Below are 24408 nucleotides of genomic sequence, written 5' to 3'. Positions count from 1 at the left end.
ATTACGGCCGTGGTTCTCGTTTTCGAATTTACCCGCGTGGGTCAGGATTTCCTGATTCCCGTTCTGCTGGCTGTCGGCGGCGCGGCGCTGGGGTTTCAGGGGTGCCAGCGGGTTGTACCTGCTGCATGGCTGACGCTTTCACGCCAGGCTTGCGGGGCTCGGTCTGAAGCGCGCTGATCGCGCGTTGTACCTTAAGGGTAGCGGCGCCGAAAGCGTCTGGTTTCGCACCTTGCAGCGTCGGTCGGCCCAGCATTCCGAAAAGCCCGTATTGGTTTTTTAACTCCTCAATAAAAAAGAGAAGTCGATGCTGGAACTAAGGCCGGTTGTGAATGTTGCGACAAAGATCTGCCACCGGAGTCCGCCGACGCGCGGATCTGCTCCTTCGAGTGCACGTTTTGCGTGGACTGCGCGACCAGCGTGCTGAATGAGAAATGCCCGAACTGCGGTGGCGAACTGGTGGCCCGGCCGCGTCGTCCGGCGAACAAGCTGGCGAAGAACCCGTCTTCGACCACGCGGGTGTTCAATCCGGAGTGCGCCCAGCAGCATTGAGTGCACTCATGTCGCGGGCGCGGTGAATGGTTCAGAATTTCGCCCGCATGCCAACGCCAGCCGTTTCGCCTGGACTCTCACCATTGAATTCGTCATGCATGAACGCGGCGTAGACGTCGGTATGGGGCGATAGCGGATAGTCGTAGCCAACCGCCCACGTGTTCCTATGCTGCTGCATCCCACCGCTATCAGTCGAGCGGACATACGAAGCCATCAGACTGCCTAGGCTGATCGGGACGGTCACGCCAGCCTGAACCGTATTGACGTCATAGTCGCCTCCCTCAACGGCGTTTGCGGTCCGCATGTACTGCCCAAACAGCTTTACCACCTGGAAGTCATAGGTAAGCCCGGTCTGGAATACCTTCTGGCTGCGCAAGCCGGGCACCGTAGAAGTTGCTGACGGGTCGTTCAGATCAAGCGGTTGCGAATTGAAGTTCACGTATTGATAGACCACGGTGGCACCCACAGGCCCGTTCGAAAAGAGCAACTGCGCGCTGCTTTTGTGAGCGCCTGCTTCGCCAGGCGTGCCACCGAACGCGTAGATGAAAGTGCCGCTCAGGCCGGCAAAGTTCGGTGTCGCGTAACTGACCGCATTGTTCCAGCCTGAATCGCCGATTACACCTTGATCCGTTGCATATGAAGGATACGTCCCCTGTCCCAGATACGTCTGGAAGATCATCGGAGAAAAGGTGTACGAATCGACGAAGGGATTGAACAGGATCGTCGAGATGAACAGCGGCGTGGTAATCCGTCCGAAGGTCAGCGTCCCATAGGGCGAGTCAATTCCGAAATACGCATCGCGCGAGAAAAAACTATCGCCGGTGAATCGGCCGGACTGGCCGTTCTGCGGCTGAAAAAAGGCCTCGAGCGCGAACACAGTGCTCCAGTTCGAGCCCAAATCCTCTTTGCCGTGCAGCGCGAAATACGATTCCGACATGCCTCCGCCGCCGTCCTCCCAGGCCATCGGTTTCGACGGCAGCTTTTGCACACCGGCCCAGTCGTCTACTTGCCCAACGAGTTGTAGGCTTGACTGTGCATGCGCCGGTTCAGCGATCGAAAATGCCGTGATTGCGGAAACAACAATATGTAGTGCAAATGTAATGTTAGATAGGCACTGCGGGCGCCGTGTGGTCCTGCTCATTGTGTCTCCTGATTCAACGCCGTTGTGCAATCTGTATGCACGATGTTGTCAATTAACTGATTGATAGGCTTAGGATTACTATTTGAATCATCTGGCCTTTGTTTCCGCCGCGGATGTGTGCCGTGCATGCTGTAGCCTTGCGGGCATCAGCTGGATCGCCTAATACCGCGCCCGTATAGACCGCGAAAATTGCTTGCGTTGGCATGCGAGCGGCCCGACCCAGCCGACGCTATTTCCGTGTCGACGGAAGCGTCGATCAAGCAGGCGCGAGAGCGTTGCTAACTTGTCTAGGTTGAAACGGAGCGACCGCAGGTGAGACCCTGATTCAGAGGGTTACCTCGGTGAATTCGCACCACGCAACGAATTTCGTCGTGAGTGGTTTGCGGGAGATTGAGGCGCGCATAGATGCCGCTTAAGCGCGGAGTGTTGCCAGATCAGTCCGAAGCTCGACAGGAATGTTTGCGTGCGTTTTGGATCACGAAAGCCGCCCAAGTAGCGCTCGCGATCGCGCGTCGGCTGGTGGCTGTTCTTAGCTCGGTTATTCAGTCGGGCTGCCGCTTTAACAAATACGTGCTTCACGCTCGCCAGCTTTGGACTCTCGGCCTTGGCCGCCGGATCGAGCATCTCAAGGCCCTGTCCCAAGGCGGCAATACGCGATCCGTCGATGAGGATGTCGCTGTAAAAGTCGCCCTGTGTCTCGCCCATGGTGAGCACAAATGTGCGCTTAGTTGGTCTGTAAGTCATTTGATGCCTTCTTCTCTGCTGCTCTTCTGTTCGTCTGCCCCTGAGGGCGTCGCTTTCGATAACGACCCGCCACAGCGCCTGTATTTGTCTCACTCGATCCATGCACGCCTAACGCAATCGATTGCATCAATGTACGCCCGACCGGTAGTCACGGGAACTAGGTGTTTACCTGATGTTTCTGAATTTCACGGTAAAACGTAACAGACTATTTCTCTAACCGAATATCAGACAAATGGGCAAGGAGCCGAATCCGCGCCGCCTGTGCGCATGGGAGAAACGGCGCATGTGAAGTGCATCTTCCCACGCCGGAGGCTTTCGATTGTCGATCATGGGATGCAACCGATTGCATCCACGAGGCAAAATAAGGTGTGGTCATGTTGGTGGATAGGGGTAATTACTTAGGTTAATACCCTAAACTATTGCTGATTCGGACCGATAAAGTGAGCTGACACTACTGATGAGCCTTTCAATATGGCAATGAGAATCGGGGCGCGGCTGACCGTCACGTTCGCTGCGCAGGGCAAAAAAGCCACCCTAGATCTATCAGGATTCTGCAATGCGTAACAATCTTCCGGTCACTCAACAGGAATTCGTTTTCCCAGCCGAACAGATGCTGGTGTCTGCAACGGATCTCAATGGCACGATCCAGTACTGCAACTCTGCGTTCGTCGCCGTATCGGGTTTTACGAAGGATGAGTTGGTCGGCCAGCCGCACAACATCATCCGCCACCCGGATATGCCGCGCGAAGCGTTCGAGGACATGTGGCACACGTTGCGCGCCGGTCGTCCTTGGACAGCGATGGTCAAAAACCGCCGCAAGAACGGCGACCACTACTGGGTCCTCGCGAATGCCACGCCGGTAGTCGAACGCGACCAGACCATCGGCTACTTGAGCGTGCGCATCAAGCCATCGCGCGACGAGGTGGCACAGGCCGATGCCCTCTATGCGAAGATGCGCGCCGGCATACTGACTACGCACCGACTTCAAGACGGCCGGCTGGTACGCCGCGGCTGGCGCGGCAAGCTGGCTGCACTGAAACGGCTGCCGGTAGCGACGTGTGTCTCGCTCGGCTTCGCTGCTGCGCCACTGACGATGTTGTTCATCGGCTGCGCGGCGTTCGCCGGAAATCCGCCGCTGGCATTCTGGTCTGCACTGGCGGGCGCTATTCTGGTATCGGCGCTGGGTGCGGCGCTCTTCGCGCGACGATTGGCGGTTGCGCTGGCCGAGATCCGCGCATTCTCGACGCACCTCGCGACCGGTGACCTGACGGCGCAACTGACGTTAGTCCGCGACGACGACCTCGGCGAAGTGGGCCGTGCGTTGAATCAGCTAAAGGCGAACCTCACCGCGCTCGTGCTCGACGTGCGTGGGCAGTTGCACGGCCTAAAGAGCACGTCGCACGAAATTGCGTCCGGGAACAACGACCTGTCGCGGCGCACCGAGAGTCAGGCCGCCTCGCTCGAGCAAACCGCCGCCTCGATGGAGCAATTGACGACTACCGTGCAGAGCAACGCCGAGGCCAGCACCCGCGCGCTGGAATTGGCGCGTCAGGCGCAGAAGGCTGCGGCTCAGGGGGGGGAAATTGCCACCCAGGTCGAACATACGATGTCCGCCATTGCGACCGCATCACATCGGATTGCCGATATCACAGGCGTGATCGATGGCATCGCGTTCCAGACCAATCTCCTTGCGCTGAACGCGGCGGTGGAGGCTGCGCGGGCCGGCGATGAGGGCCGCGCATTTGCCGTGGTTGCCGGCGAGGTGCGCAGCCTCGCGCAGCGTAGTGCGGCATCAGCGCTGGAGATCAAGAAGGTCGTGGAGACAAGCGTCGCCGAGATCCAGGGTGGCGCTGCGCTGGTGAGCCGCACCACCGCCCAGATGGAGGTGATTGACGAAGCAATCCAGCGCGTGTCGGCGATCATCGTGGAAGTCGCAAACGCCAGCAGCGAGCAGGCAGAAGGGATCAAGCAGGTCAATCAGGCGATCACGCACCTGGACGGTAGTACGCAGCAAAATGCCACGTTGGTCGAGCAGGCCACTACGACCGCACAGAACCTGTCGAACCAGGCGGTGTTGCTCGATGAAGCGGTGCGAATGTTTACAGTCGAGCGAACATTTGTATAACGGCGGGCATCGAAGATGGCTCGGTTCTTTTGCAGTAAGGCCGTCGGCTATGATGATTGCACCCGATTCCCCGGCCCCAAGGAACCGGCAAACACTTTCTTAATACCCTAAACAATCGCTGCCTCCTGCCGATAAATATATGTGCAATACATAGGTGGTGAGGCATCAGCATGGCAATGAAGATCTGGGCGCGCTTGACATCGGCTTTCGGTGCCTTGCTTGTTTTGCTGTTGGTGCTCTGCGTGGTGATCAGCGTGCAGATGTCGAGCATGAATGCGGATACGCAAAGCATTGTCAATGACCACGCGGAGAAGGTAGCGCGGGCCAATCAGCTCAAGGATGGGACGTTCTCGACGGCTCTGCAGCTATACGCCGCCCTCGACGATCAGACACCCGAAGCACAACAAGCGGACGTTGAAATAGCGAAAGTCCAAGTCGAAAAAAATGCCGCCATCGGCAAGGAAATTGCAAGCCGTCTTGTCACAGAGAAAGGACGAACTGCTTTCGATCACCTGTCACAAGCACAAGAGTCCTATGCAGCGGCCCTCAAGCCCGTCTATGCTCAATTGGCCGCCCATGACAGTGAGGGGGTGCGTGCGACCTTGCGCAGGGTGGTGCCATTTGGACGAGCGCTTATCCAGGCGCAAATCGATTTTCTGACACTCGAGCAAAGTGACATGGGTGTTGCCGTGCAGGAAAGCGTCAGCGCGTATGCGACGGCGCGCGCGGTGCTCTGGGGATTGGCGGCACTGGCGCTGATCATTACGACGGTTCTGAGTGTCATGGTGAGCCGTTCGATCGTCCGTCCGCTGCAGCGCGTGGTCGAGGGTGCCGAGGCCCTGGCGCAAGGGGACCTGTCGATCAAACTAGATGTCCTTCGCCGCGATGAGGTCGGCGCCGTGGCTGAGTCGCTGAACCGGGCGATTACCCAACTGTCCACGATCGTTAGCGGCGTCAAGCACGCCAGTGAATCGATTTCGAGCGCGACGCAACAGCTCGCGGTGGGTAGCACCGATCTGTCGCAACGCACGGAAGAACAAGCCGCGTCGCTGGAAGAAACCGCTTCGAGCATGGAGCAACTGACCGCGACGGTGAGTCAGAACGCGGACAACGCGGAGCAGGCGACCACGCTCGCCGCCACGGCATCGAACATCGCGCAGCGTGGCGGAGAGGTGGTCGGACGCGTGGTCGAGACGATGCAGGGGATTTCCGACAGTTCCGCCAAGGTGAGCGAGATCATCAGCGTGATCGAAGGCATTGCGTTCCAGACCAATATCCTTGCACTGAATGCAGCGGTCGAGGCCGCGCGCGCCGGCGAACAAGGGCGCGGCTTTGCAATCGTGGCCAACGAGGTCCGCACGCTCGCGCAGCGCAGTGCAAGCGCGGCCAAGGAAATCAAAACGCTGATCGGAGAGTCCGTGAATCGGGTGGAGGCCGGCTCGAAACTCGTGGAGGAAGCCGGCAGTACGATCAACGAAGTCGTCGCGTCAGTGAAGCGGGTGACCGACATCATGGACGAGATCTCGTCGGCGTCGCAGGAACAGCGCACCGGCATCGAACAGGTCAACCAGGCCGTTACGCAGATGGACCACGTGACCCAGCAGAACGCAGCGCTGGTCGAAGAAGCATCAGCGGCCGCACACTCGATGGCCGAACAGGCTCAGGCATTGCGTGACGCAGTGGCCGTGTTCAGGGTGGGCGACAGTGATCTTGTGCGTGTGCCTCTTGGCGTGACAGCACCTCGGACGTCGACCCGGACAGTCGCGTCGAAACTCGCGCGGGTGCAACCCGCCACGCGCGCGCGGCGACTCCCGATGCAATCCGCTACCGACACCGCCCCAACGAAATGAGAAGCTTGAACGCAACTCATCTCGCTGGGCTGGCAGTTTCCCGAGCTGGCCGAACTCGAGCGCGGAGACTGAGTGCACCTGCCTGAGTTGAACAACAATACTCAATGAATTTTAGACTGCTTAAAAAACATCCTGGTGTGCACTCGGCGAAGACCAAGCGGGAATTGTCACTGGCCCGTCGGAGAGGCGTGCAGGTAGAAGCAACGTTGGCAGTACTCCGCGAGGAGAACGAGCGGCTCAAAGCGCGGTTCGATTTGATACGCCAGGCGACGAGCGACGGGTTGTGGGACATGGAGACCAATCAGTCGAATCAGACCGATGCAGACAATCCGTTCTGGTGGTCTGATCAGTTTCGTCGCTTGCTCGGCTTTTGCAACGAACAGGATTTTCCAAACGTACTCGGCAGCTGGGCATCCCGGCTTCACCCCGAGGACTTGGCGCCAACGCTGGCGGCGTTCGACGCTCACATCAATGATCGCTCGGGCCGCACGCCCTACGATGTGACGTATCGACTGCAACGTCGAAACGGCGACTATCGATGGTTCAGGGCCAGTGGAAAGACCCTGCGCGCAGCTGACGGAACGGCACTGCGGGTAGCCGGTTCGCTGACCGACCTCACGGACAGAAACGGCATCCTTAGCCTGAAGGGCTACGCGGAGGAGATCATTGCGAGCCTTCCGACAGGGCTGATCGTGGTGAACGCCGCCCTGCGCGTACTTAATGTCAATCGCGCCTTCTGCGAGATTTTTGGATTGAAGGGCGAGGATGATGTTTTCGGCTCTACACTCGACGCCATCCTGCCACAGCCCGGGCTGTGCGAGCAGGTGCGAGGCGTCTTTTCCGACGGGAGAACGCTGCGTGGTATTGACGCCGTCCTCGGCGAAAAGCGGCTGCGCATTACGATCGCCGGAATCCGCCTTTCGGAGGAGGATCGCCGCCTGCTCGTAGTCGTCGAGGACTTGACCGAGGAACATCGGCTGCGCGAAAAGGGACGCGCGATTGAGACACGTTACCGCGACCAGGCGTCGTTGCTCGACAAGGCGACTGACGCGATCATCATCCGTGGGATCGATCATAAGGTTCTGTTCTGGAACAAAGGTGCCGAACGTCTCTACGGATGGACCCCGGAAGAAGCCATCGGAAGCTCACCAGAACAATTGTTCTGTAACGATCCGGACGTCTTTAGCGATGCCGCCGACCGGGTCCTGACCCACGGCGAATGGCGCGGCGAGATCACGCATTGGCGCAAGGATGGCAGCACTTTGATAGTGGATAGCCAACTAACCCTGATGCGCGACGAGAACGAGCAACCTCAATCGATCCTCGTCATCAATACGGATATCAGTGAGCGCAAGGCGACGGATGAAAGAATCCGGCATCTCGCCTTGTACGACACCATGACGGATCTGCCCAACCGGGCGCTGTTCATGGATCGTCTGGAAGGGGTTCTGGTCAATGCCAAGCGCCATAAGCAGAGGATAGCGATCTTCTTCCTGGACCTCGACCGCTTCAAGGAGATCAATGATACTCAGGGCCATGGCGTCGGCGACCAAGTGCTGATTAAAGTCGCGCAACGCTTTAAGTCAATTGTGCACAGGGAAGAAACGCTAGCGCGCTTGGGCGGCGACGAGTTTGTCGTCGTCGCCCAGGCAGCCGACCAAATGGCGGCCGCCCACATTGCCGGGCGCTTGCAACAGGCGCTTGCCGAGCCTATCGCGGCAAATGGGCACGCTTTTTCGATTGGTGTGAGCATCGGCGTTGCCTTCTATCCGGACGATGGCACAACGGTCGAGGATCTCCTCAAGCGGGCTGATATCGCCATGTATCGCGCCAAGGCATTGGGCGGCGGTCATCTGACGTATCAGCCTGAAATGAGCGCGGGATTGGCTGAGCGGATGCAGATTGCCGAGAATCTAAGTCGTGCCATGAATACTGGGGAGTTGGAACTGTATTACCAACCCAAGATTCGTCTCGCTACAGGTACCGTCAGTGGCGCCGAGGCTTTGCTGCGCTGGAACGATCCCGAATGCGGCTTGATCAGTCCGGCGAAATTCATTCCGATTGCCGAGGCCCGCGGCATGATTGGGACACTCGGTAAGTGGGTGCTGCGGGAAGCTTGTCGCCAGATGAAGGCATGGCAGGAGCTTGGGCTACAGTTCCCCGGTCGGCTCGCGATCAATCTCTCCGCCCAACAGTTTGAAGAGACAGGCGTTGCCGACAATATTCAAGAGATCGTGCGCGCGGCAGGCTTGACGCCGGCCTGTTTTGAGCTGGAACTGACTGAAAGCGCCTTGATGGGCAATGTACAGCGAGCGATCGAGGTCATGCATACCCTGAAAAGGGCGGGATTTGCACTGTCGATTGACGATTTCGGTACAGGCTATTCATCACTTGCTTATCTTAAGCGCCTGCCGGTAGATACGCTAAAGATCGACATCTCATTTGTGCGCGACATGCTTACAGTTCGCCATGATTACAACATCGTCACCACCATTACCGGCATGGCGCGCAGCTTTGGTCTCAGATCAATTGCAGAAGGCGTGGAAGAATCGGCTCAGGCAGAGGCTCTGCTAGCGCTGGGTTGCGATGAGGCCCAAGGATACTACTTTGGCCGTCCCGAGCCGGCCCATGTCTTTGCGCAAAGATGGCTCTAAATCTGCTGCTGCCGCCAAATCTAGCGTTTCTCGGTTTGCAGGGCCGCGGTAGTCATGCATCGCTGCGTGTTCCGGCAACGAAACCGACGCGGTTCATTGCCTTGCGCACAATCAGACGGCGCAGTTGCCGTGGACCGGGGACTCGCCTGACGAATAAGTGAATCGGGGCGTGCCGCTACGCCGTCTCCTACAATGGAAGCATGGTTGCAACCCGTGAGGAGGGTGCCATGACTGAGTCGATGATTGGCTTTGTAGTGGGCTTGGCGGTCGTGTTGGCCTTTGTGATCATCTTGGCGCGACGTTACTGGCGCAACCACAGGGGCGAGGGGATGGCTCAGTGGCTCGACGCGCATCACATGGGCTGGATGCACCATAGGCATTGATGACGCCGCCAGAAATAAAAAGACCAAACCAGCGAGATTCCTTGGCGAGGCCGGGGACCGGCCAAGCACGAGACAGAACCGATTTCCCACACCTCGTGGGAAATCGGCTCGCTTGATGCCGGCCGCAAGCAGTCAATCCTTTTTTTCAGACCTCGGCGCCCGCAGTTCATCGAGCCTGGAGAGGAACAGCTTGAGAACCGGCGAGGTGTTGGCCTTGTTGTAGCCCACAACCAGATCGATCGTTGGCGCTTCACCCTCCAGCGGACGGCTGACCACGGACTGCGGCAGCAGATTTTTCGCATAGGCGGGCATGAGCGCCAGGCCGCGGGTGGACGCAACCAGGGAAATGGCCATCGCCAGGTTGTCCACCCCGTGATTCAGTTTGACGTCGAGCCCGGAGCGACGCAAATAGTCCTCGGTCACGGCGCGGAGTACTGTGGCCTTGTGCAAGCCGCCGATAAAGATCTCACCGACGAATTCCCGCGGGTGAATCGCTTCGCGGCTGGTGAGGCGATGGTCACTTGGCATGAGGACGATCAGCGCCTCCTGGTCCACCACCTCGTAGCCCAGGTCGAAGGCCGGCTCGGCGCGCATGAATGCCACATCGAGCCGGCCCCGGACGAGCGCCTCGGCGAGGTCGGGCGAGTAGTCGCTCGAGATCGTGACCTCGATTTTCTTCAGTTCGTCGCGTAGCACATGCATGGCCTGCGGCAGCCAGCTCATCTCCTGACCGGTTTGAAAGCCGATGGCGAACGTCTTTCTTGCCGGCTGCGCGGCCCTGCGCGCCGCTTCCACCGCGGTATCCGCCTGCGCCAGCGCCAGCCGCGCATGGTCAAGAAAGGCCTTGCCCGCGGCGGTCAGCTCGACGCCGTGAACGCTGCGAGACAGCAACTGGGCCCCGACCTCGTCTTCCAGGTCGCGAATTTGCCGGCTCAATGAAGGCTGAGAGGTGTGCAGCCGGAGCGCGGCGGCCGTCGTCAGACTGCCTTCCTCGACCACGGCAACGAAATATCGAAGATGCCTCAATTCCATCGCCATTCCATGCCTGAGAGGTATGCACTCCAGCTTACAAAGTATTTTTCACGTGCGCTAAGGATGCCTACATTGGCTGCTATGCCGAGTCGATAGACACGACAAGTCCCTCTGTTATTGAAGAAGTTATATGCATCAATCTGTCAGGAGTCGTGCATGAACAAGCCAGTCGTTTTGATCACGGGAGCCCTCACGGGCATAGGCCGCGCCGCCGCCGTCGCTTTTGCGAAGACAGGCGCGAAGGTCGTCGTTGCCGGTCGGCGCGATGAGGCGGGCAGGGCGCTCGTCGAGGAGCTGCGCACTTTCGGTTCGGAGGCCGAGTTCATCAATGCCGACGTGCGCAAGGAGGATGACGTCCGCGCCCTGGTGGACAAGACCGTCGCACGGTTTGGCCGTCTCGATGTCGCGGTGAACAATGCGGGTACCGAAGGCAAGGTGGGTCCGATCACGGACCAGACTGCGGAAAGCTATGCCGCGACCTTCGACACGAATGTCCTCGGGGTCATCCTCAGCATGAAGCACGAAGTGCGCGTCATGCAGGGACAGGGCAGCGGTAGCATTATCAACATCTCCTCGACCTACGGGCACGAGGGCGCGGCTGGGGCCTCTGTCTATGTCGGAAGCAAGCACGCCGTCGAAGGCATCACCAAGTCGGTGGCGCTCGAGACCGCCAAGTCGGGAATCCGTGTGAACGGCGTGGCGCCTGGTCCTACGGACACTGGCATGCTGACCCGTTTTACGCGCACGCCGGAAAACAAGGCGGCTCTGGTGACGGGTGTTCCGATGGGTCGCCTCGGCCTTTCGGAGGAGCTTGCCAACGCGATCGTTTTCATCGCGTCGGACGAAGCTTCGTACATCACCGGCCACGTCCTCAATGTCGACGGCGGTCACACCGCTGGCTGATGTCTCACAGCGCGCGCATGAACGGCCGGTGCGAGCGCGCTCCACGCTAGCACCGGAATTCCCCTTCGCCTTGGTCGTCGCGCTTGCCCGTGCGTTTATCGAGCTCGCCCAAAGGGCGGTTGCGCGACGACCTATTCCTTAGTCGAGAAGACCGAGAAAGTGTCCACGACTCGGCCCGAATAGGCGAGCGCAGCGTCGGCGCACGTGACTGGCGCTGGCGGACCGCCCGCCACGGGACCAAAGTCCAATAGCCGGGGAGCCTCTCTGCAAATACCATGGGTTCTGGGCCATTCCATAAGCTGTAGGGCAGGTCGCTTGGCGAACTGCCGCCGCCCATCAGGGAGCGGGTGCGAAGAGCGTCGCCCCATGGCGCACGTCAGCTGCTTGATGCCGATTCATGATCGCTTTGCGGGTGTTGACGGAGAACGACATGCACACGAAAACTGACTGTTGTCCGGCGGAATCCTCCAACAGCGTTGGACGACGTACCGTCCTGAAGACTGCACTCAGCGTCGTATCCGTCGGGCTGGCGGGAGGCATGGGCGGCGTCGAATCGGCTTACGCAGCGGCGCTTTCGAAGTCTGAGCGAGACAAGTTGACGCCGGACCAGATTATCGAGAGCCTCAAGCAAGGAAATGGACGTTTCCGTCTAGGAAAAATGTTGCCCCACGACTATCTGGCGCAAAAAAGAGAGACTGCCGGTGGGCAGTATCCGGCGGCGGTGATCCTGAGCTGCATTGACTCCCGGGCTCCGGCCGAGATCATCCTTGATACGAGAATTGGAGATACTTTTAACGCGCGTATCGCGGGCAATATCGCCAATGAGGATCTTATCGGAAGCCTGGAGTTTGCTTGTGCGGCATCCGGCGCCAAAGTCATATTGGTCATGGGGCACACAGGATGCGGGGCAATCAAGGGCGCCATTGATCACGTTGAACTGGGAGATCTGACGGGTCTCCTTGCCAAGATCAAACCGGCTGTGGATGAAACGCAGTACTCGGGTGACAGAAGCAGCAAGAATGATGAATTTGTCGATGCGGTGGCAAAAACCAATGTTCGTCGCACGATCGACGCAATACGAAACGGGAGTACCGTGCTGGCCCCGATGGAGAAGGATGGAAAAATCAAAATTGTCGGAGCGATGTACCACTTGAACGGCGGGGTTGTCGAATTCTTCGTCTGAGAAGGGACATGGCGCAGGGGCGCTACCCGGGTGCTGCCGGAATGCTGTGTCCCAGAACAGCGGCTGCGATCAGCACCAGGATCATCAAGCCAGCCTCAATCGTCAGCAATCGCATAAAGGCGGCCGCAGCACGGGTGTGCCCAGCCTGGGTGTGCTTCATATGAACCAGGCGATTGACTGCGCCGATGAGGACCGCGCCGCTCACCGCTACGAGTTTGAAAATGAGCAGTCCACCCCAAAGACTCGTCGTCAGCGGTGCGAGGGAACCGCCCAGCCCACGGTAAGCGTTGGCGAGTCCCGTGGCTATCGCGATCGCAAACGTCAGCGCGGCGATTTGGGAAAGACGTGTGACGTTTGCACGTGACTGTTCCGAAGCGCCGACAAACCACCGCCGAAGCGGAAAGGCCGCGCAGATGACGGCCCCAGCCCAGCCGGCGGTCGCAAGCAGGTGCACGGTATGGATCAGCTCGGCCGCCGAGAAGTCTCCGGCGTCGGCCGCGTGCGTCGTGCCTGCGTGAGCAAACGCGACGACGATCAGTGCAGCCACGACCCGCGCCGCGCTCGTCGTGCGCCGAGCCGTCGCATGAAATGCGAACAACGACGCGAAGAGCGCTATCACACCGGCTGCGGTACCGATGGTCCACATCAATCCAAAATGCGAATGCTCGAGTACCAGCGGAATCGCGGGCATCGCGTCGAAGAACGAAGTGCCGGTCATGGCACCCGCCTGCAAAGGCAGATTGAGCACTTGCATCGCCAGCCACGCGAGCAGGGCCAGGTACACGACGCGGTGGCGACTCACCCCTCCCACGGCAAGCACACTCGCCCCGAACGCCAGGGCGAACGCGATATCGGCGATCGCACCGAGCGTCATTTGCGCAACGACAAGCGGATCCATGGCTGGCGACACCTTATTTCACATCGAACGAATAGTCACCGTGTGTCCGATGGCCATCGGATGCCACAGCCGCCCAATGCACGGTGTAGTGACCCGCGACAAGCGGTGGCAGTGCGACGGACACGACGGCCGGTTGTTGGGGATCGACATTCGCCTTGTCGACGTTTACCTGCTTGCCGCTGGCATCGGTCACGGTCAATGTGGTGAACGAGGGCTCGAGCGGTCCGTCGAACAGGATCCTGACCTTGGCGGGCGAGGACACCGTCGCTCCAGCCCCCGGCTCCTGCTTCTTCGGAAACACGTGTGCGAAGACGGCGCCGGAAAACGCGACGGTGATACCGAACACGGCGAGCTTCGTGGCCATCCGGCGGCCAGTGGGTTTATACGATTGCATGGCTGACTCCATGAATGCCGAATTCAATAGCGGCTTGCTGATACTGAAGGTGCGAGAAGCGCAGCGACGGCGGCCGGTGTGGCCAGTGCGGCCTCGCCCTCGTTGATTGAGCAGGTGTTCACGATTCATCCTTCGCCATAGGTCGTGCCCGTTTGACGCGTAGTTCTCCGAGCACGCGAAAACGCTGCGACGCAGTGGGCACGTCGCATTGAGAGGACTCAGATCAGGATGGAACTGGAGGGGCGCGCGGCCGAGCGGAGGTCAGTGCCTCAACGAGAAGAAGGCGTTGAAAGCGCGTCGCGATACGGTGCTGAGTCGCCCAGACTGTGATCGTGAAAGGGGTTTGTATGGTGGGTACGACAGGCATATGCGCGAGCAGGCTGCAGTAGCCGCACGCATCGCCGTGAGACATCGCGGAGTGATAACCCGGCCTGTCATTCGGCGCGTCGTAGCGCATCGCAGGCATCGAGCAATGCATCCCCGCAAGGGAATGGCCAGCACGACTCTGGGCAAGCGCCTGCGAAATGGTCGGCGCGAGCGTTGCCATCAGGATCGCGAACAATCCGAGCAGCCAGCCAACTTTGTGCGGGAAACGACTGAACATCTACCGGGTGGTGTAGTGTGACGATGACTCGGACGGCAAAATTATGCCATGACGATTCTCGCGGCACTCAGCCATCGTGTTCCGAACCCATTTCCATGTGTTGGCCGCCGTCATGGGCGCAGCGACGACGACTTCGCTTTGCTCCGCGAGAAACGATCCGGCCCTTTCCCATGACACGGACAGGGGTAGCCGGGAAGAGGCGAATCCGAATGCCTTGCGGAACGTGGGCCGTCACGGACGGCGCAGGGGAGCAAGAGAACCGCAAGGAAACAACGTTAGTCTTGTTGCAGGCATTGCAGGGTGTGGGCGTCGTCAAAAGGGCAGAAAAGCAATGGTGAATACCTCTTCAAGTGAGACACGGCAGATGTGCGAACTGACCGTGGTCAAGTCGCTCGGCCCCGGTTCTGTCAAATGACAGGGAAAGTCGAACAGTTTTTGCGTGAAGCCTTGGCCGCACACGCTCGATCACCGGAGGACCTCGCGCCGCTGCGCGACATTTGTCGTGCTCTCATTCATCTCAAGCGTGAGGATGAATTGTTGCCTTGGGCTGACAAGGCTCTAGCCCTCAATCCAAGTGGAACTGACTTTGTCCGGCTGCGGACCCATGCGCTGACGCTGCTTGGCAGGCATTCCGATGCGGTGGCGACCTGGCTGCACTACGCGTCCCTCCCATGGGGAGCCCCTTATTATCAGATAAAGCTGGGGCATCAGCTTGTGATGGCGGGCGACTTCGAACGCGGGATCCCCATGTTGACGAGCGCGCGACAAGTTGCTTTGGCCGGGAACGAACCATTTGCATCTGCAGCAGAGCACTTACTCGGAGAAGCGCTCCTCAAGACCGCCCAAACTCAAGGCTTTGCATACTGGCTCGCACGCAATCAAGACGATAGCGGCAGTTACTTGCCGAGTGACATCCCTGCCTGGGCTGGCCAGCGAGACCTGCGGGGCAAGCGCATCCTGGTCACGCACCAGTTGGGATATGGCGATCAGGTTTTGCTTTTTTCCTGCATTCCACATTGGATCGCCGCAGGTGCGACGCTGATGATCAGTTGCGACCCGCCACTTCACAGTCTGCTGAAAGCGTCGTTACCCCAGTGCGTGGTAGTCAGTGCCACACGACCCACCCAGCGCTTCGCTCAATTGCCGGAAGCATTGGTGCCGGCCGTGCGAGCGTTTGCCCCGGATATGCAGATCTCCCTCTTGCATTTGCCGATATTGGCAGCTGAACGAAGGGCATCGCCCGAGGCCTACTTTCGCGCCTACGTCAGCCCCCCCTCTGTGCAAGGAGAGATCGCTGCCGAATGGGCCAAGGGTCTGAGATTGACATATCCTGGCAAGGCATTGATCGGGCTGTTCTGGGACTGTAGCCAGCGGCATTACCGTGAACTGGGGAGCACCATGCGTTGCTGGGCCACGCGACGCAGCCTGCCACTATCGGCGGCAAGCCATCTGCTTACCGAGCCTAAAGTCGAGGCCCGGGCACATTTCGTCGGCCTGCACCATCCTTCCACGAGCGCCTTGGCCGGCACGCCGGCAGGGAATATCAGCCAGTACGGCCCCGTCATCAATGATTTCGCGGACACGGCGGCGTGCATCGAGCAACTGGATGCGGTGATCGCCGTGGACTCGGTTGTCGCCAATCTAAGTGCCATGATGGGCAAGCCTACGGCCGTGCTGACGCATTCCTCGGGCGACTGGCGATGGGGCAGCCAGGGCTCGACGACGCCCTGGATGCATGACGTCAAGGTGCTGCGCCAAAGGCAATCGGGCGATTGGAGTACGGTCGTCCAGGAAACGATCGACTGGCTGACCGAATAGGCCTTCACTACCTCCTGCCCATCTGTTCGTCGTCTCGCACATCGGTCGCGGAGGGGATATTCTTATTCTTGAACAGGAGGAAGACGCCATGGAATACGACAGCCTGCGCGACAAGCTGCAGCCGAACAGACTGCATCCCGCGTGGTATAGGGAAGAGGATTGCTCGGTCAGCGAATTCGCCGCATTGCTGGGGTCTGAGAGTGAGGCAGGTAATGAAAACCTGCTGTTTGCCGCCTCTGTCGAGCAGGGCATTCCCCTGTATGACTGCTCCGCCTCGCGCGACATGCTGGCCGGCGCCTCCGAACGTTCAAGTCTGCTTGGCGAATGGGCCGACGTGCTGCTTCACGGGGCTGGCGTGTTGATCCTGCAGGGCGCGTATGCGGATACCACATCGATTGACGAAGCCACTACGGTCTTCGAGACGATCATTGCTCAAGAACGCGAAGCCGGCATCAGCGGCGCCGACCACTTTGCCAAGGCAGGTGCGAACGACCGGATATGGAATGCGCTTGAGAAGCTCTGCTTGTGCAATCCTGAAGTCTTCGCACGTTACTACGCGAATCCGTTCATCGCCGCTATCTCGGAGGCCTGGCTCGGACCGCACTATCAGATGACGTCGCAAATCAACGTGGTGCGACCGGGTGGTGCGGCTCAGCTAGCGCATCGTGACTATCACCTTGGCTTCCAGACGATCGACGAGTCGCAGCGCTACCCCGCGCATGTCCATCTCATGTCGCCGTTTCTGACGCTGCAGGGTGCAATTGCGCATTGCGACATGTCGGTGGAAAGCGGGCCGACCAAATTGCTGCCGTTTTCCCAACGCTATGCGCCCGGGTATCTGGCATGGCGGCGGCAGGATTTTCGTGACTATTTCGAATCACACAATGTGCAGTTGCCCCTGAAAAAGGGCGACGCGCTCTTCTTCAGTCCTGCCTTGTTTCATGCAGCGGGGTCGAACCGCACGACGTCGGTGTCGCGCATGGCGAATCTGCTTCAGGTTTCATCGGCGTACGGGCGAGCGATGGAGTCGGTCGACCGCACGCGGATGTGCGAGACGCTTTATCCCGTGTTGCGTTTGCTCCATGCCGACGCCCGGATGGACAACGGCGACATCGACGCGGTCATTGCGTCGAGCGCCGAGGGCTATCCGTTTCCGACCAATCTGGATCGGGATCCGCCTGCCGGCGGGTTGGCGCCCGCGAGTCAGCAGGCGCTGTTCAGGCAGGCGCTCGACGAGCAGTGGTCGACGGCACGATTTGTCGAAACGCTTCGGGCACGAGACCAAGCTCGCAAGACGGACTAGGACTTCGTCCCGATAGCCAAGCTACGACTGTGCTCTCCGGTTTGCATCGATCACTGTCAGCGCCGTCATATTGATGATGCGCCGTACTGTGGAACTCGAGGTCAGGATATTCACCGGGGCATTGACGCCCAACAGGATCGGACCCACCGCCACATTGCTGCCCGCGGCTGTCTTGAGCAGGTTGTAGGCGATGTTGCCCGAGTCGACATTGGGGCAGACCAGCAAATTGGCGGCACCTTTGAGCCGAGAGTTCGGCAGGATGCGTGAGCGCAGTGCTTCGTCGAGCGCGCAATCGCCATGCATCTCGCCATCGACTTCCAGATCGGGCGCCCGTTGGAGCACCAGTTCGAGCGCGCGGCGCATCTTGGGACCCGAGGCGGAACTCGCGGAGCCGAAGCTCGAGCGCGAGAGCAGGGCCACCTTGGGGGCCAGACTCAGCCAGTTCATCGTCTCCGCCGCCGCGACGGTGAATTCGGCGATCTGTTCGGCCGTCGGGTCGTCGTTGACGTGGGTATCGGCCAGGGCCACGGTGCGTTCATCGAGCAGCAGGATGTTCATCGCGGCGTAGGTCTGCGCGCCTTGCTTCTTGCCGATGACCTGGTCCACGAATCGAAGATGGTCGTGATACGCGCCCACCGTGCCGCACACCATGCCGTCGGCATCGCCCAGGCGGACCATCATGGCGCCGATCAGTGTCAGCCGGCGTCGCATTTCCACGCGCGCCATCTCCTTGCTGATGCCGTCCCGGCACATCAGCTCCCAATACGTCGTCCAGTATTGGTGGAAACGGTCGTCATACTCCGGGCTGGTGACCTCCACGTCCTGCCCGAGACGCAGCCGCAAGCCGAGTTTCTGGATGCGCGACAACAGGACTTCAGGGCGTCCCACCAGAATCGGACGGGCCAGCTTTTCATCGACGATGACCTGCACCGCGCGCAGTACGCGTTCGTCTTCGCCTTCGGTGAAGACGATGCGGGACTTGCCGCCATCGCGTACCCACCCCTTGGCCGCCGCGAACAGCGGTTTCATGAACGCACCGGAGCGGTAGACGAACTGCTGCAGCTGTTCGGCGTAGGCATCCAGATCCGTCAGGGGACGGGTGGCCACGCCGCCTTCCATGGCTGCCTTGGCCACTGCGGGGGCGATCCGCACGATCAGACGTGGATCGAAGGGCTTGGGGACAAAGTACTGCGGACCAAACGGCAGATCGAAGCTTCCGTAGGCGGCCGCGACGACATCGTTTTGTTCCTCTTCGGCGAGCCCTGCCATGGCATACACCGCCGCGACTTCCATTTCGCGCGTGATCGTGGTCGCGCCGACATCGAGCGCACCGCGGAAGATATACGGAAAACACAGGACGTTGTTGACCTGGTTCGGGAAGTCGGAGCGACCGGTCGCCATGACGACGTCATCGCGCACGGCGTGGGCGACCTCGGGCAGGATTTCCGGTGTCGGGTTGGCCAGCGCCAGGATCAGCGGGCGCTCTGCCATGGTCGCGACCATTTCCGGCTTGAGCACGCCGCCGGCGGACAAGCCCAGGAACACGTCGGCGTCCTTGATCACTTCGGCAAGCTTGCGCGCGTCGGTCTTGCGCGCATAGCGCTCCTTGTCCGGGTCCATCAGTGTCTTGCGACCCTCGTAGACGACACCGTCGAGGTCGGTCACCCAGATGTTCTCGAGCGGCAGGCCCAGATGCACCATGAGTTCGAGACACGCCAATGCCGCCGCGCCTGCGCCGGAAGTCACGACCTTGACCTTGGTAATGTCCTTGCCTACCACTTTCAGGCCATTGATGAAGGCGGCAGAGACGGTGATCGCCGTGCCGTGCTGGTCGTCGTGAAAGACCGGAATCTTCATGCGCTCGCGCAGCTTGCGCTCGACGACAAAGCAGTCCGGTGCCTTGATATCTTCGAGGTTGATGCCGCCGAACGTGGCCTCCAGACCCGCAATGATCGTCACGAGCTTTTCGGGATCGCTCTCATTGATTTCGATATCGAAGACGTCGATGCCGGCGAACTTCTTGAACAAGACCGCTTTGCCTTCCATGACGGGCTTGGAGGCCAGCGCGCCGATATTGCCCAGCCCCAGCACGGCCGAGCCATTGGTGATCACGCCCACCAGATTGCCGCGGCCCGTAAAGCGAAACGCGTTGAGCGGATCCGCCACGATTTCCTCGCAGGCAGACGCCACGCCCGGTGTATAGGCGAGCGCCAGGTCGCGCTGTGTGACCAGGGGTTTGCTCGCGTTCACCGCGATTTTTCCCGGGGTCGGAAACTCGTGATAGTCCAATGCTGCTTGCCGATCTGTCGAATTCATGTTCTTGCCTCATCTACGTTCTGTCTTGATCTGAGGCCATTCTAGAGACGAGACATAAGCAGATTATTTTGAATTATGATGCCCCCATCACATATTTCTAATGGAAGCGGGTTCCCATGGTGGCATTTGAGTCGGGCGAGGTGATCAGAAGGCTGAGCGCGCGTCTGAAGATGCGGCACCTGATTCTGCTGCTGCGAATTCAGCAGCATGGCTCGCTCACGCGCGTCGCCGAGCATATGGCGAGCAGTCAGCCGGCCATCACCAATGCGCTGGCCGAACTGGAAAGCATGTTCGGCGCGCCGTTGTTCGATCGCTCGGTACGCGGCATGACACCGACGGCATTGGGCACCGTTGTCCTGGCTCGGGCGCGCGCCATGGTTCATGACCTTGGCCATCTGGTGCGCGATATGGAGACGGTCGCCTCCGGATACGCCGCGCACCTGCACATCGGGGTGACCCCCTTCATCTCGGGGCAGATGCTCTCGGCGGTGGTTCAGCGAACACGTCCCGAAGGGGATGGGCGCTTGACCGTGACGATTCATGAAGGCACGAGCGACCAGTTGTTGTCCCAGTTGCGTGATCACACGCTCGACATCGTGATCGGTCGCGCCTCATCCACGGTGGATCTGGGGCAGGTCACGTTCGAAGTGTTGTACCGCCAGCAGCCGAGACTGATCGCGAGCCGCCGCTTGGCAGCTCAGTTGGGGCGAAATCGCCTGGACTGGAGAAAGCTGGCGGATCTGGACTGGGTACTGGGTGCGCCGCACACCGCCATGCGGGAACAGGTGGCCGATATCTTTCTTGGTGCCGGTCTCGCCCCTCCGGCCCCCGTCGTGGAGAGCTACTCATCCAAACTGATTGGCGAGATGATCGTCGCGAACGAGAGAGCGGTATCGATCGTGCCGGCTGACATTGCCGAAGAGCTGGTACGCATTGCCGGCGTCGCGATCGTGCCGTACTCATTCGACTGGACCTTGCCGCCCATCGCGATGTTCACGCGCGCGCAAGGGCTGCACCGACCGGCAGACCGGTTGTTCGCAGCCTCTTTGCGTCAGATCTGCCAGGAGACTTATGGAACATGAACAGGATGCGCAAAAGTTCACACGGTCTGCCGCGGTTTACAACCGGAGTCGTGGGCAATCCTCAGTCCTTCAGGAGGAGGATTGCCGGGCACTTGTTCAAAACGCTATGCGCAAGCCTGCATCGACCTTTACCGTATAGCTGTCGGCGAAGTGGTTGACACTGGTGTTCGCGGAAACCTCGCCATAGACCGAATACTTGCCGTCTGCCCAACTGCACTTGCTCCCCAGGCCAAGTCCTGTCCAGAGCCGTTCATTGCGACTGCCGACTCCTGATCCGCTCACGTCGACGCTCGTACCGTCGAGAAATTCATAATAGAAGTTGGGGATCGCATAGAAACTCAGCTGGTTCAGCTTGCCGGCATTGTCGCGCCAGCCGTCCCGATAGTCGATCGATACGCCGAGCCGGCCTCGCAGGCTATTGCCCTGATCGAGCGAGACGCGCGCGTCGAACGGGTCGGTGAAGCTGTCGAAGTCGACTGCGGAATAAGTCAACTGGGCCTGCGGCGTGATGGTCCATTGGTCGGTGTAGCGCACGCGTTTGCCGGTTTCCATGCTGAATGCATAACCGAGCCCGTGATTGCCGTCTTTCAGGTCGCCGTTGACGAGATTCGACGACAGGTCGCTGTCGAACCACGTGACCTGGCCTTGCCCGTCGGCATAGAAGCCATCTTGTCCATACCAGGTCAGCGTGCCGCCGAAGCCGAACCCGCTGGCATCGATCCGGCCATTGCCGAAGATCGACGATACATGCGCCGCGCTCGACTCGTAGTGCGTGGTGAACCCGCCGACCAGGCTGCCGTTGCCATCGCGATAGAGCTTTCCGTCGAAGCCTGCCTGCAGCCCGGTGGCGTTGAGATCGTAGTCGGTCGAGCTCGTCGTACTGGCCGGCGAGAAGTTGCCGTGCTTGCCGATGACACGCACCCAGACGGGCGTATCGTCGCCCACAAGCGATTGCGTTCCCGACGGGCTCTGGACGAAGTTCAGGTCCGCCTTGTCGGTGTAACGGTCTCCAACACGCTGCCGCAGCGTGGGCAGTTCGTTGAGCGCCTGCAGGATCTGCGGATACGCTTCGTACACCGGCACCCCCGCCTGGAAGACCGGCACATTCGGCACGGAGCCTATGCCTATGGTCGGGATTCCGGAAACCATGCTGTTGAGGTTCGAGCGAAGATACCAGTCGCCGTCGTCCAGCGTGCTGACGCCGTTTTTCTCGAGTGCATAGGCGTAAGCACCGGCCACAACCGCCGGTTGGTTGCGAAAAGTATAGTCGCTCTGCAGGGTGAAATTTCCGTTCGAAATACCGCCGACATCTACGATCTTGATGCCCTCGCTCGTCGGTGCGCCCGCGCCGCCCAGGTTGACCACCGTCACTTTCGTGGCACCCGCGGTATTGCCGTCTACGATCAGTCGATTGGTCGGTGAGGCATCGCCGTTCAACGTCGTATTGATGGCAAGCATGCCCCCCGAACCCGTGTAGTCGCCGCTTACCCTCAGTACCGTTCCTGGCGCGCCGCCGAGGGTCACCGTGCCGGCGTTGGAGAGGGACCGGATGGTTTGGTTGTGCCCGGCAAGGTTCAGCGTCGCGCCGCTGGCAACCGTATGGCCGGAGTTCGCGCTGAATGTGTCGTTGGCACCTGCGCTCAGCGTGCCGGCGCTGACAGTCGTGCTGCCCGAATAGACGTTCGCTGCGGAGAGCACCAAGGTGCCGGTGCCGGCCTTGGTCAGTGCGCCGGTGCCGCCTATCGTGCCGTTTTGGGTCAGCTGGGTTCCCGGCATCGTTTCGATGGTGCCCCCGCCGGCGTCGAGCGTGGTTGCCCGGCTCATGGTCATGTCGGCCGTCGTGCGCAGCGTGCCGCCGTTGAAGCTGAGGGTGCCCGTCGCGGCACCGAGGTTTGCGTCGGCACTGACCTGTACCACGCCCCCGTCAAGCGACGTGCCGCCCGCGTAGGTGCTCTGACCGGCAAGTGTCAGCGTGCCGGTGCCGATTTTGGTCAGTGCGCCAGCGCCGCCTATCGTGCCGTTTTGGGTCAGCTGCGTTCCCGGCATCGTTTCGATGATGCCCCCAGAGGTGTCGAGCGTGGTGGCCCGGCTCATGGTGATGTCGGCCGTCGTGCGCAGTGTGCCGCCGTTGAAGTTGAGGGGGCCCGTTGCGGCACCGAGGTTTGCATCGGCACTGACCTGTACCACGCCACCATCAAGCGACGTGCCACCCGTGTAGGTGCTCTGGCCGGCAAGCGTCAGCGCGCCGGTGCCGATTTTGGTCAGTGCGCCGGTGCCGCCTATCGCGCCGTTTTGGGTCAGCTGGGTTCCTGGCATCGTATCGACGGTGCCCCCGCCGATGTCGAGCGTGGTTGCCCGGCTCATTGTGATGTCGGTGGTCGTGCGCAGCGTGCCACCGTTGAAGCTGAGAGGGCCGGTTGCGGCACCGAGATTTGCGTCAGAACTGACTTGTACCACGCCGCCGTTGAGTGATGTGCCGCCCGCATAGACGTTCGCTGCGGAGAGCACCAAGGTGCCGGTGCCGGCCTTGGTCAGTGCGCCGGTGCCGCCTATCGTGCCGTTTTGGGTCAGCTGGGTTGCTGGCATCGTATCGATGGTGCCCCCGCCGGTGTCGAGCGTGGTGGCCCGGCTCATGGTCATGTCGGCGGTCGTGCGCAGCGTGCCGCCGTTAAAGCTGAGGGGGCCCGTTGCGGCGCCGAGGTTTGCATCGGCACTGACCTGTACCACGCCACCATCAAGCGACGTGCCACCCGTGTAGGTGCTCTGACCGGCAAGCGTCAGTGTGCCGGTGCCGATTTTGGTCAGTGCACCGGTGCCGCCTATCGCGCCGTTTTGGGTCAGCTGGGTTGCTGGCATCGTATCGATGGTGCCCCCGCCGATGTCGAGCGTGGTGGCCCGGCTCATGGTGATGTCGTCGGTCGTGCGCAGCGTGCCGCCGTTAAAGCTGAGGGGGCCCGTTGCGGCACCGAGGTTTGCGTCGGCGCCTATCTGTACCATGCCCCCGTCAAGCGACGTGCCGCCGGTGTAAGTGTTCTGACCGGCAAGCGTCAGTGTGCCCGTGCCGGCCTTGGTCAGTGCGCCGGTGCCGTCTATCGCGCCGTTTTGGGTCAGCTGCGTTCCCGGGATCGTATCGATGGTGCCCCCGCCGGTGTCGAGCGTGGTTGCCCGGCTCATGGTGATGTCGGCGGTCGTGCGCAGCGTGCCGCCGTTGAAGCTGAGGGGACCCGTCGCGGCACCGAGGTTTGCATCGGCACTGACCTGTACCACGCCCCCGTCAAGCGAGGTGCCGCCCGTGTAAGTGTTCTGACCGGCAAGTGTCAGCGTGCCGGTGCCGATTTTGGTCAGTGCACCGGTGCCGCCTATCGCGCCGTTTTGGGTCAGCTGGGTTGCTGGCATCGTATCGATGGTGCCCCCGCCGGCGTCGAGCGT

General features: G+C 60.4%; 16 protein-coding genes and 2 pseudogenes. 10 read left to right on the top strand and 8 right to left on the bottom strand.

Translation table 11 applies throughout. The annotated features are described in order from the left end of the window. Positions 1 to 304: 304 nt before the first annotated feature. Positions 305 to 549: pseudogene (locus HV670_RS26200) on the top strand (DUF1272 domain-containing protein). Positions 550 to 580: 31 nt separating this feature from the next. Here HV670_RS26200 and HV670_RS26195 read toward each other — a convergent pair. After that, positions 581 to 1690: a porin gene (locus tag HV670_RS26195; RefSeq protein WP_175107906.1), complete on the bottom strand. Its 1110-nt coding sequence runs from the start codon at positions 1688 to 1690 to the stop codon at positions 581 to 583. A gap of 325 nt (positions 1691 to 2015) precedes the next feature. Further along, positions 2016 to 2305 (bottom strand): annotated as a pseudogene (locus HV670_RS26190) (IS6 family transposase); the annotation flags it as partial. A gap of 685 nt (positions 2306 to 2990) precedes the next feature. On the opposite strand from HV670_RS26190, the gene HV670_RS26185 reads away from it, so the two are divergent. The 4 genes from HV670_RS26185 (at position 2991) to HV670_RS26170 (ending at position 9446) form a co-directional block, all read left to right on the top strand. Next, complete coding sequence (locus tag HV670_RS26185) at positions 2991 to 4559, top strand: methyl-accepting chemotaxis protein (RefSeq protein ID WP_175107905.1); 1569 nt, start codon at positions 2991 to 2993, stop codon at positions 4557 to 4559. A 170-nt stretch (positions 4560 to 4729) separates the two neighbouring features. Beyond that, entirely contained in the window at positions 4730 to 6409 is a 1680-nt protein-coding gene (locus tag HV670_RS26180; RefSeq protein WP_175107904.1) for a methyl-accepting chemotaxis protein, read from the top strand. A gap of 104 nt (positions 6410 to 6513) precedes the next feature. After that, positions 6514 to 9063 (top strand): bifunctional diguanylate cyclase/phosphodiesterase, encoded by a 2550-nt coding sequence (locus HV670_RS26175; protein WP_175107903.1) that lies wholly within the window; start codon positions 6514 to 6516, stop codon positions 9061 to 9063. Between the two features lie 227 nt (positions 9064 to 9290). Next, on the top strand, positions 9291 to 9446 hold the full coding sequence (locus tag HV670_RS26170; protein WP_175107902.1) for a hypothetical protein: 156 nt from the start codon (positions 9291 to 9293) through the stop codon (positions 9444 to 9446). Positions 9447 to 9578: 132 nt separating this feature from the next. On the opposite strand, the gene HV670_RS26165 is transcribed toward HV670_RS26170, so the two are convergent. After that, positions 9579 to 10478 carry a LysR family transcriptional regulator gene (locus tag HV670_RS26165; RefSeq protein ID WP_175107901.1) on the bottom strand — a complete coding sequence of 300 codons (900 nt, stop codon included), beginning with the start codon at positions 10476 to 10478 and terminating at the stop codon, positions 9579 to 9581. A 156-nt stretch (positions 10479 to 10634) separates the two neighbouring features. On the opposite strand from HV670_RS26165, the gene HV670_RS26160 reads away from it, so the two are divergent. Both HV670_RS26160 and HV670_RS26155 read left to right on the top strand, forming a co-directional pair. Further along, on the top strand, positions 10635 to 11381 hold the full coding sequence (locus HV670_RS26160) for an SDR family NAD(P)-dependent oxidoreductase (protein ID WP_175107900.1): 747 nt from the start codon (positions 10635 to 10637) through the stop codon (positions 11379 to 11381). Positions 11382 to 11811: 430 nt separating this feature from the next. Further along, complete coding sequence (locus tag HV670_RS26155) at positions 11812 to 12564, top strand: carbonic anhydrase family protein (RefSeq protein WP_175107899.1); 753 nt, start codon at positions 11812 to 11814, stop codon at positions 12562 to 12564. Positions 12565 to 12586: 22 nt separating this feature from the next. Here HV670_RS26155 and HV670_RS26150 read toward each other — a convergent pair whose 3' ends face one another. The 3 genes from HV670_RS26150 to HV670_RS26140 form a co-directional block, all read right to left on the bottom strand. Continuing rightward, on the bottom strand, positions 12587 to 13462 hold the full coding sequence (locus tag HV670_RS26150) for a CopD family protein (protein WP_175107898.1): 876 nt from the start codon (positions 13460 to 13462) through the stop codon (positions 12587 to 12589). 13 nt (positions 13463 to 13475) lie between these two features. After that, the gene (locus HV670_RS26145) at positions 13476 to 13826 is read right to left on the bottom strand and encodes a copper resistance CopC family protein (protein WP_246257974.1); all 351 of its coding nucleotides are present in this window, start codon (positions 13824 to 13826) and stop codon (positions 13476 to 13478) included. A 253-nt stretch (positions 13827 to 14079) separates the two neighbouring features. Continuing rightward, positions 14080 to 14460: a DUF2946 domain-containing protein gene (locus HV670_RS26140; protein WP_175107896.1), complete on the bottom strand. Its 381-nt coding sequence runs from the start codon at positions 14458 to 14460 to the stop codon at positions 14080 to 14082. Positions 14461 to 14871: 411 nt separating this feature from the next. Here HV670_RS26140 and HV670_RS26135 point away from each other — a divergent pair, with 411 nt between their 5' ends. Beyond that, complete coding sequence (locus HV670_RS26135) at positions 14872 to 16278, top strand: tetratricopeptide repeat-containing glycosyltransferase family protein (RefSeq protein WP_175107895.1); 1407 nt, start codon at positions 14872 to 14874, stop codon at positions 16276 to 16278. An 88-nt stretch (positions 16279 to 16366) separates the two neighbouring features. Continuing rightward, positions 16367 to 17581 (top strand): phytanoyl-CoA dioxygenase family protein, encoded by a 1215-nt coding sequence (locus HV670_RS26130; protein ID WP_175107894.1) that lies wholly within the window; start codon positions 16367 to 16369, stop codon positions 17579 to 17581. Between the two features lie 21 nt (positions 17582 to 17602). Here the strand turns inward: HV670_RS26130 and HV670_RS26125 are convergent, their stop codons facing one another. Then, the gene (locus tag HV670_RS26125; RefSeq protein ID WP_175107893.1) at positions 17603 to 19897 is read right to left on the bottom strand and encodes an NADP-dependent malic enzyme; all 2295 of its coding nucleotides are present in this window, start codon (positions 19895 to 19897) and stop codon (positions 17603 to 17605) included. Between the two features lie 116 nt (positions 19898 to 20013). On the opposite strand from HV670_RS26125, the gene HV670_RS26120 reads away from it, so the two are divergent. Further along, complete coding sequence (locus tag HV670_RS26120) at positions 20014 to 20979, top strand: LysR substrate-binding domain-containing protein (RefSeq protein ID WP_425511468.1); 966 nt, start codon at positions 20014 to 20016, stop codon at positions 20977 to 20979. A gap of 96 nt (positions 20980 to 21075) precedes the next feature. Here the strand turns inward: HV670_RS26120 and HV670_RS26115 are convergent. Beyond that, a partial coding sequence (locus HV670_RS26115; protein ID WP_175107892.1) for an autotransporter outer membrane beta-barrel domain-containing protein occupies positions 21076 to 24408 on the bottom strand: 3333 nt, incomplete at its 5' end.

The organism is Pararobbsia alpina (assembly GCF_902859895.1).
GTDB lineage: Bacteria > Pseudomonadota > Gammaproteobacteria > Burkholderiales > Burkholderiaceae > Pararobbsia > Pararobbsia alpina.
This window is presented reverse-complemented; position numbering and strand designations above follow the sequence as displayed.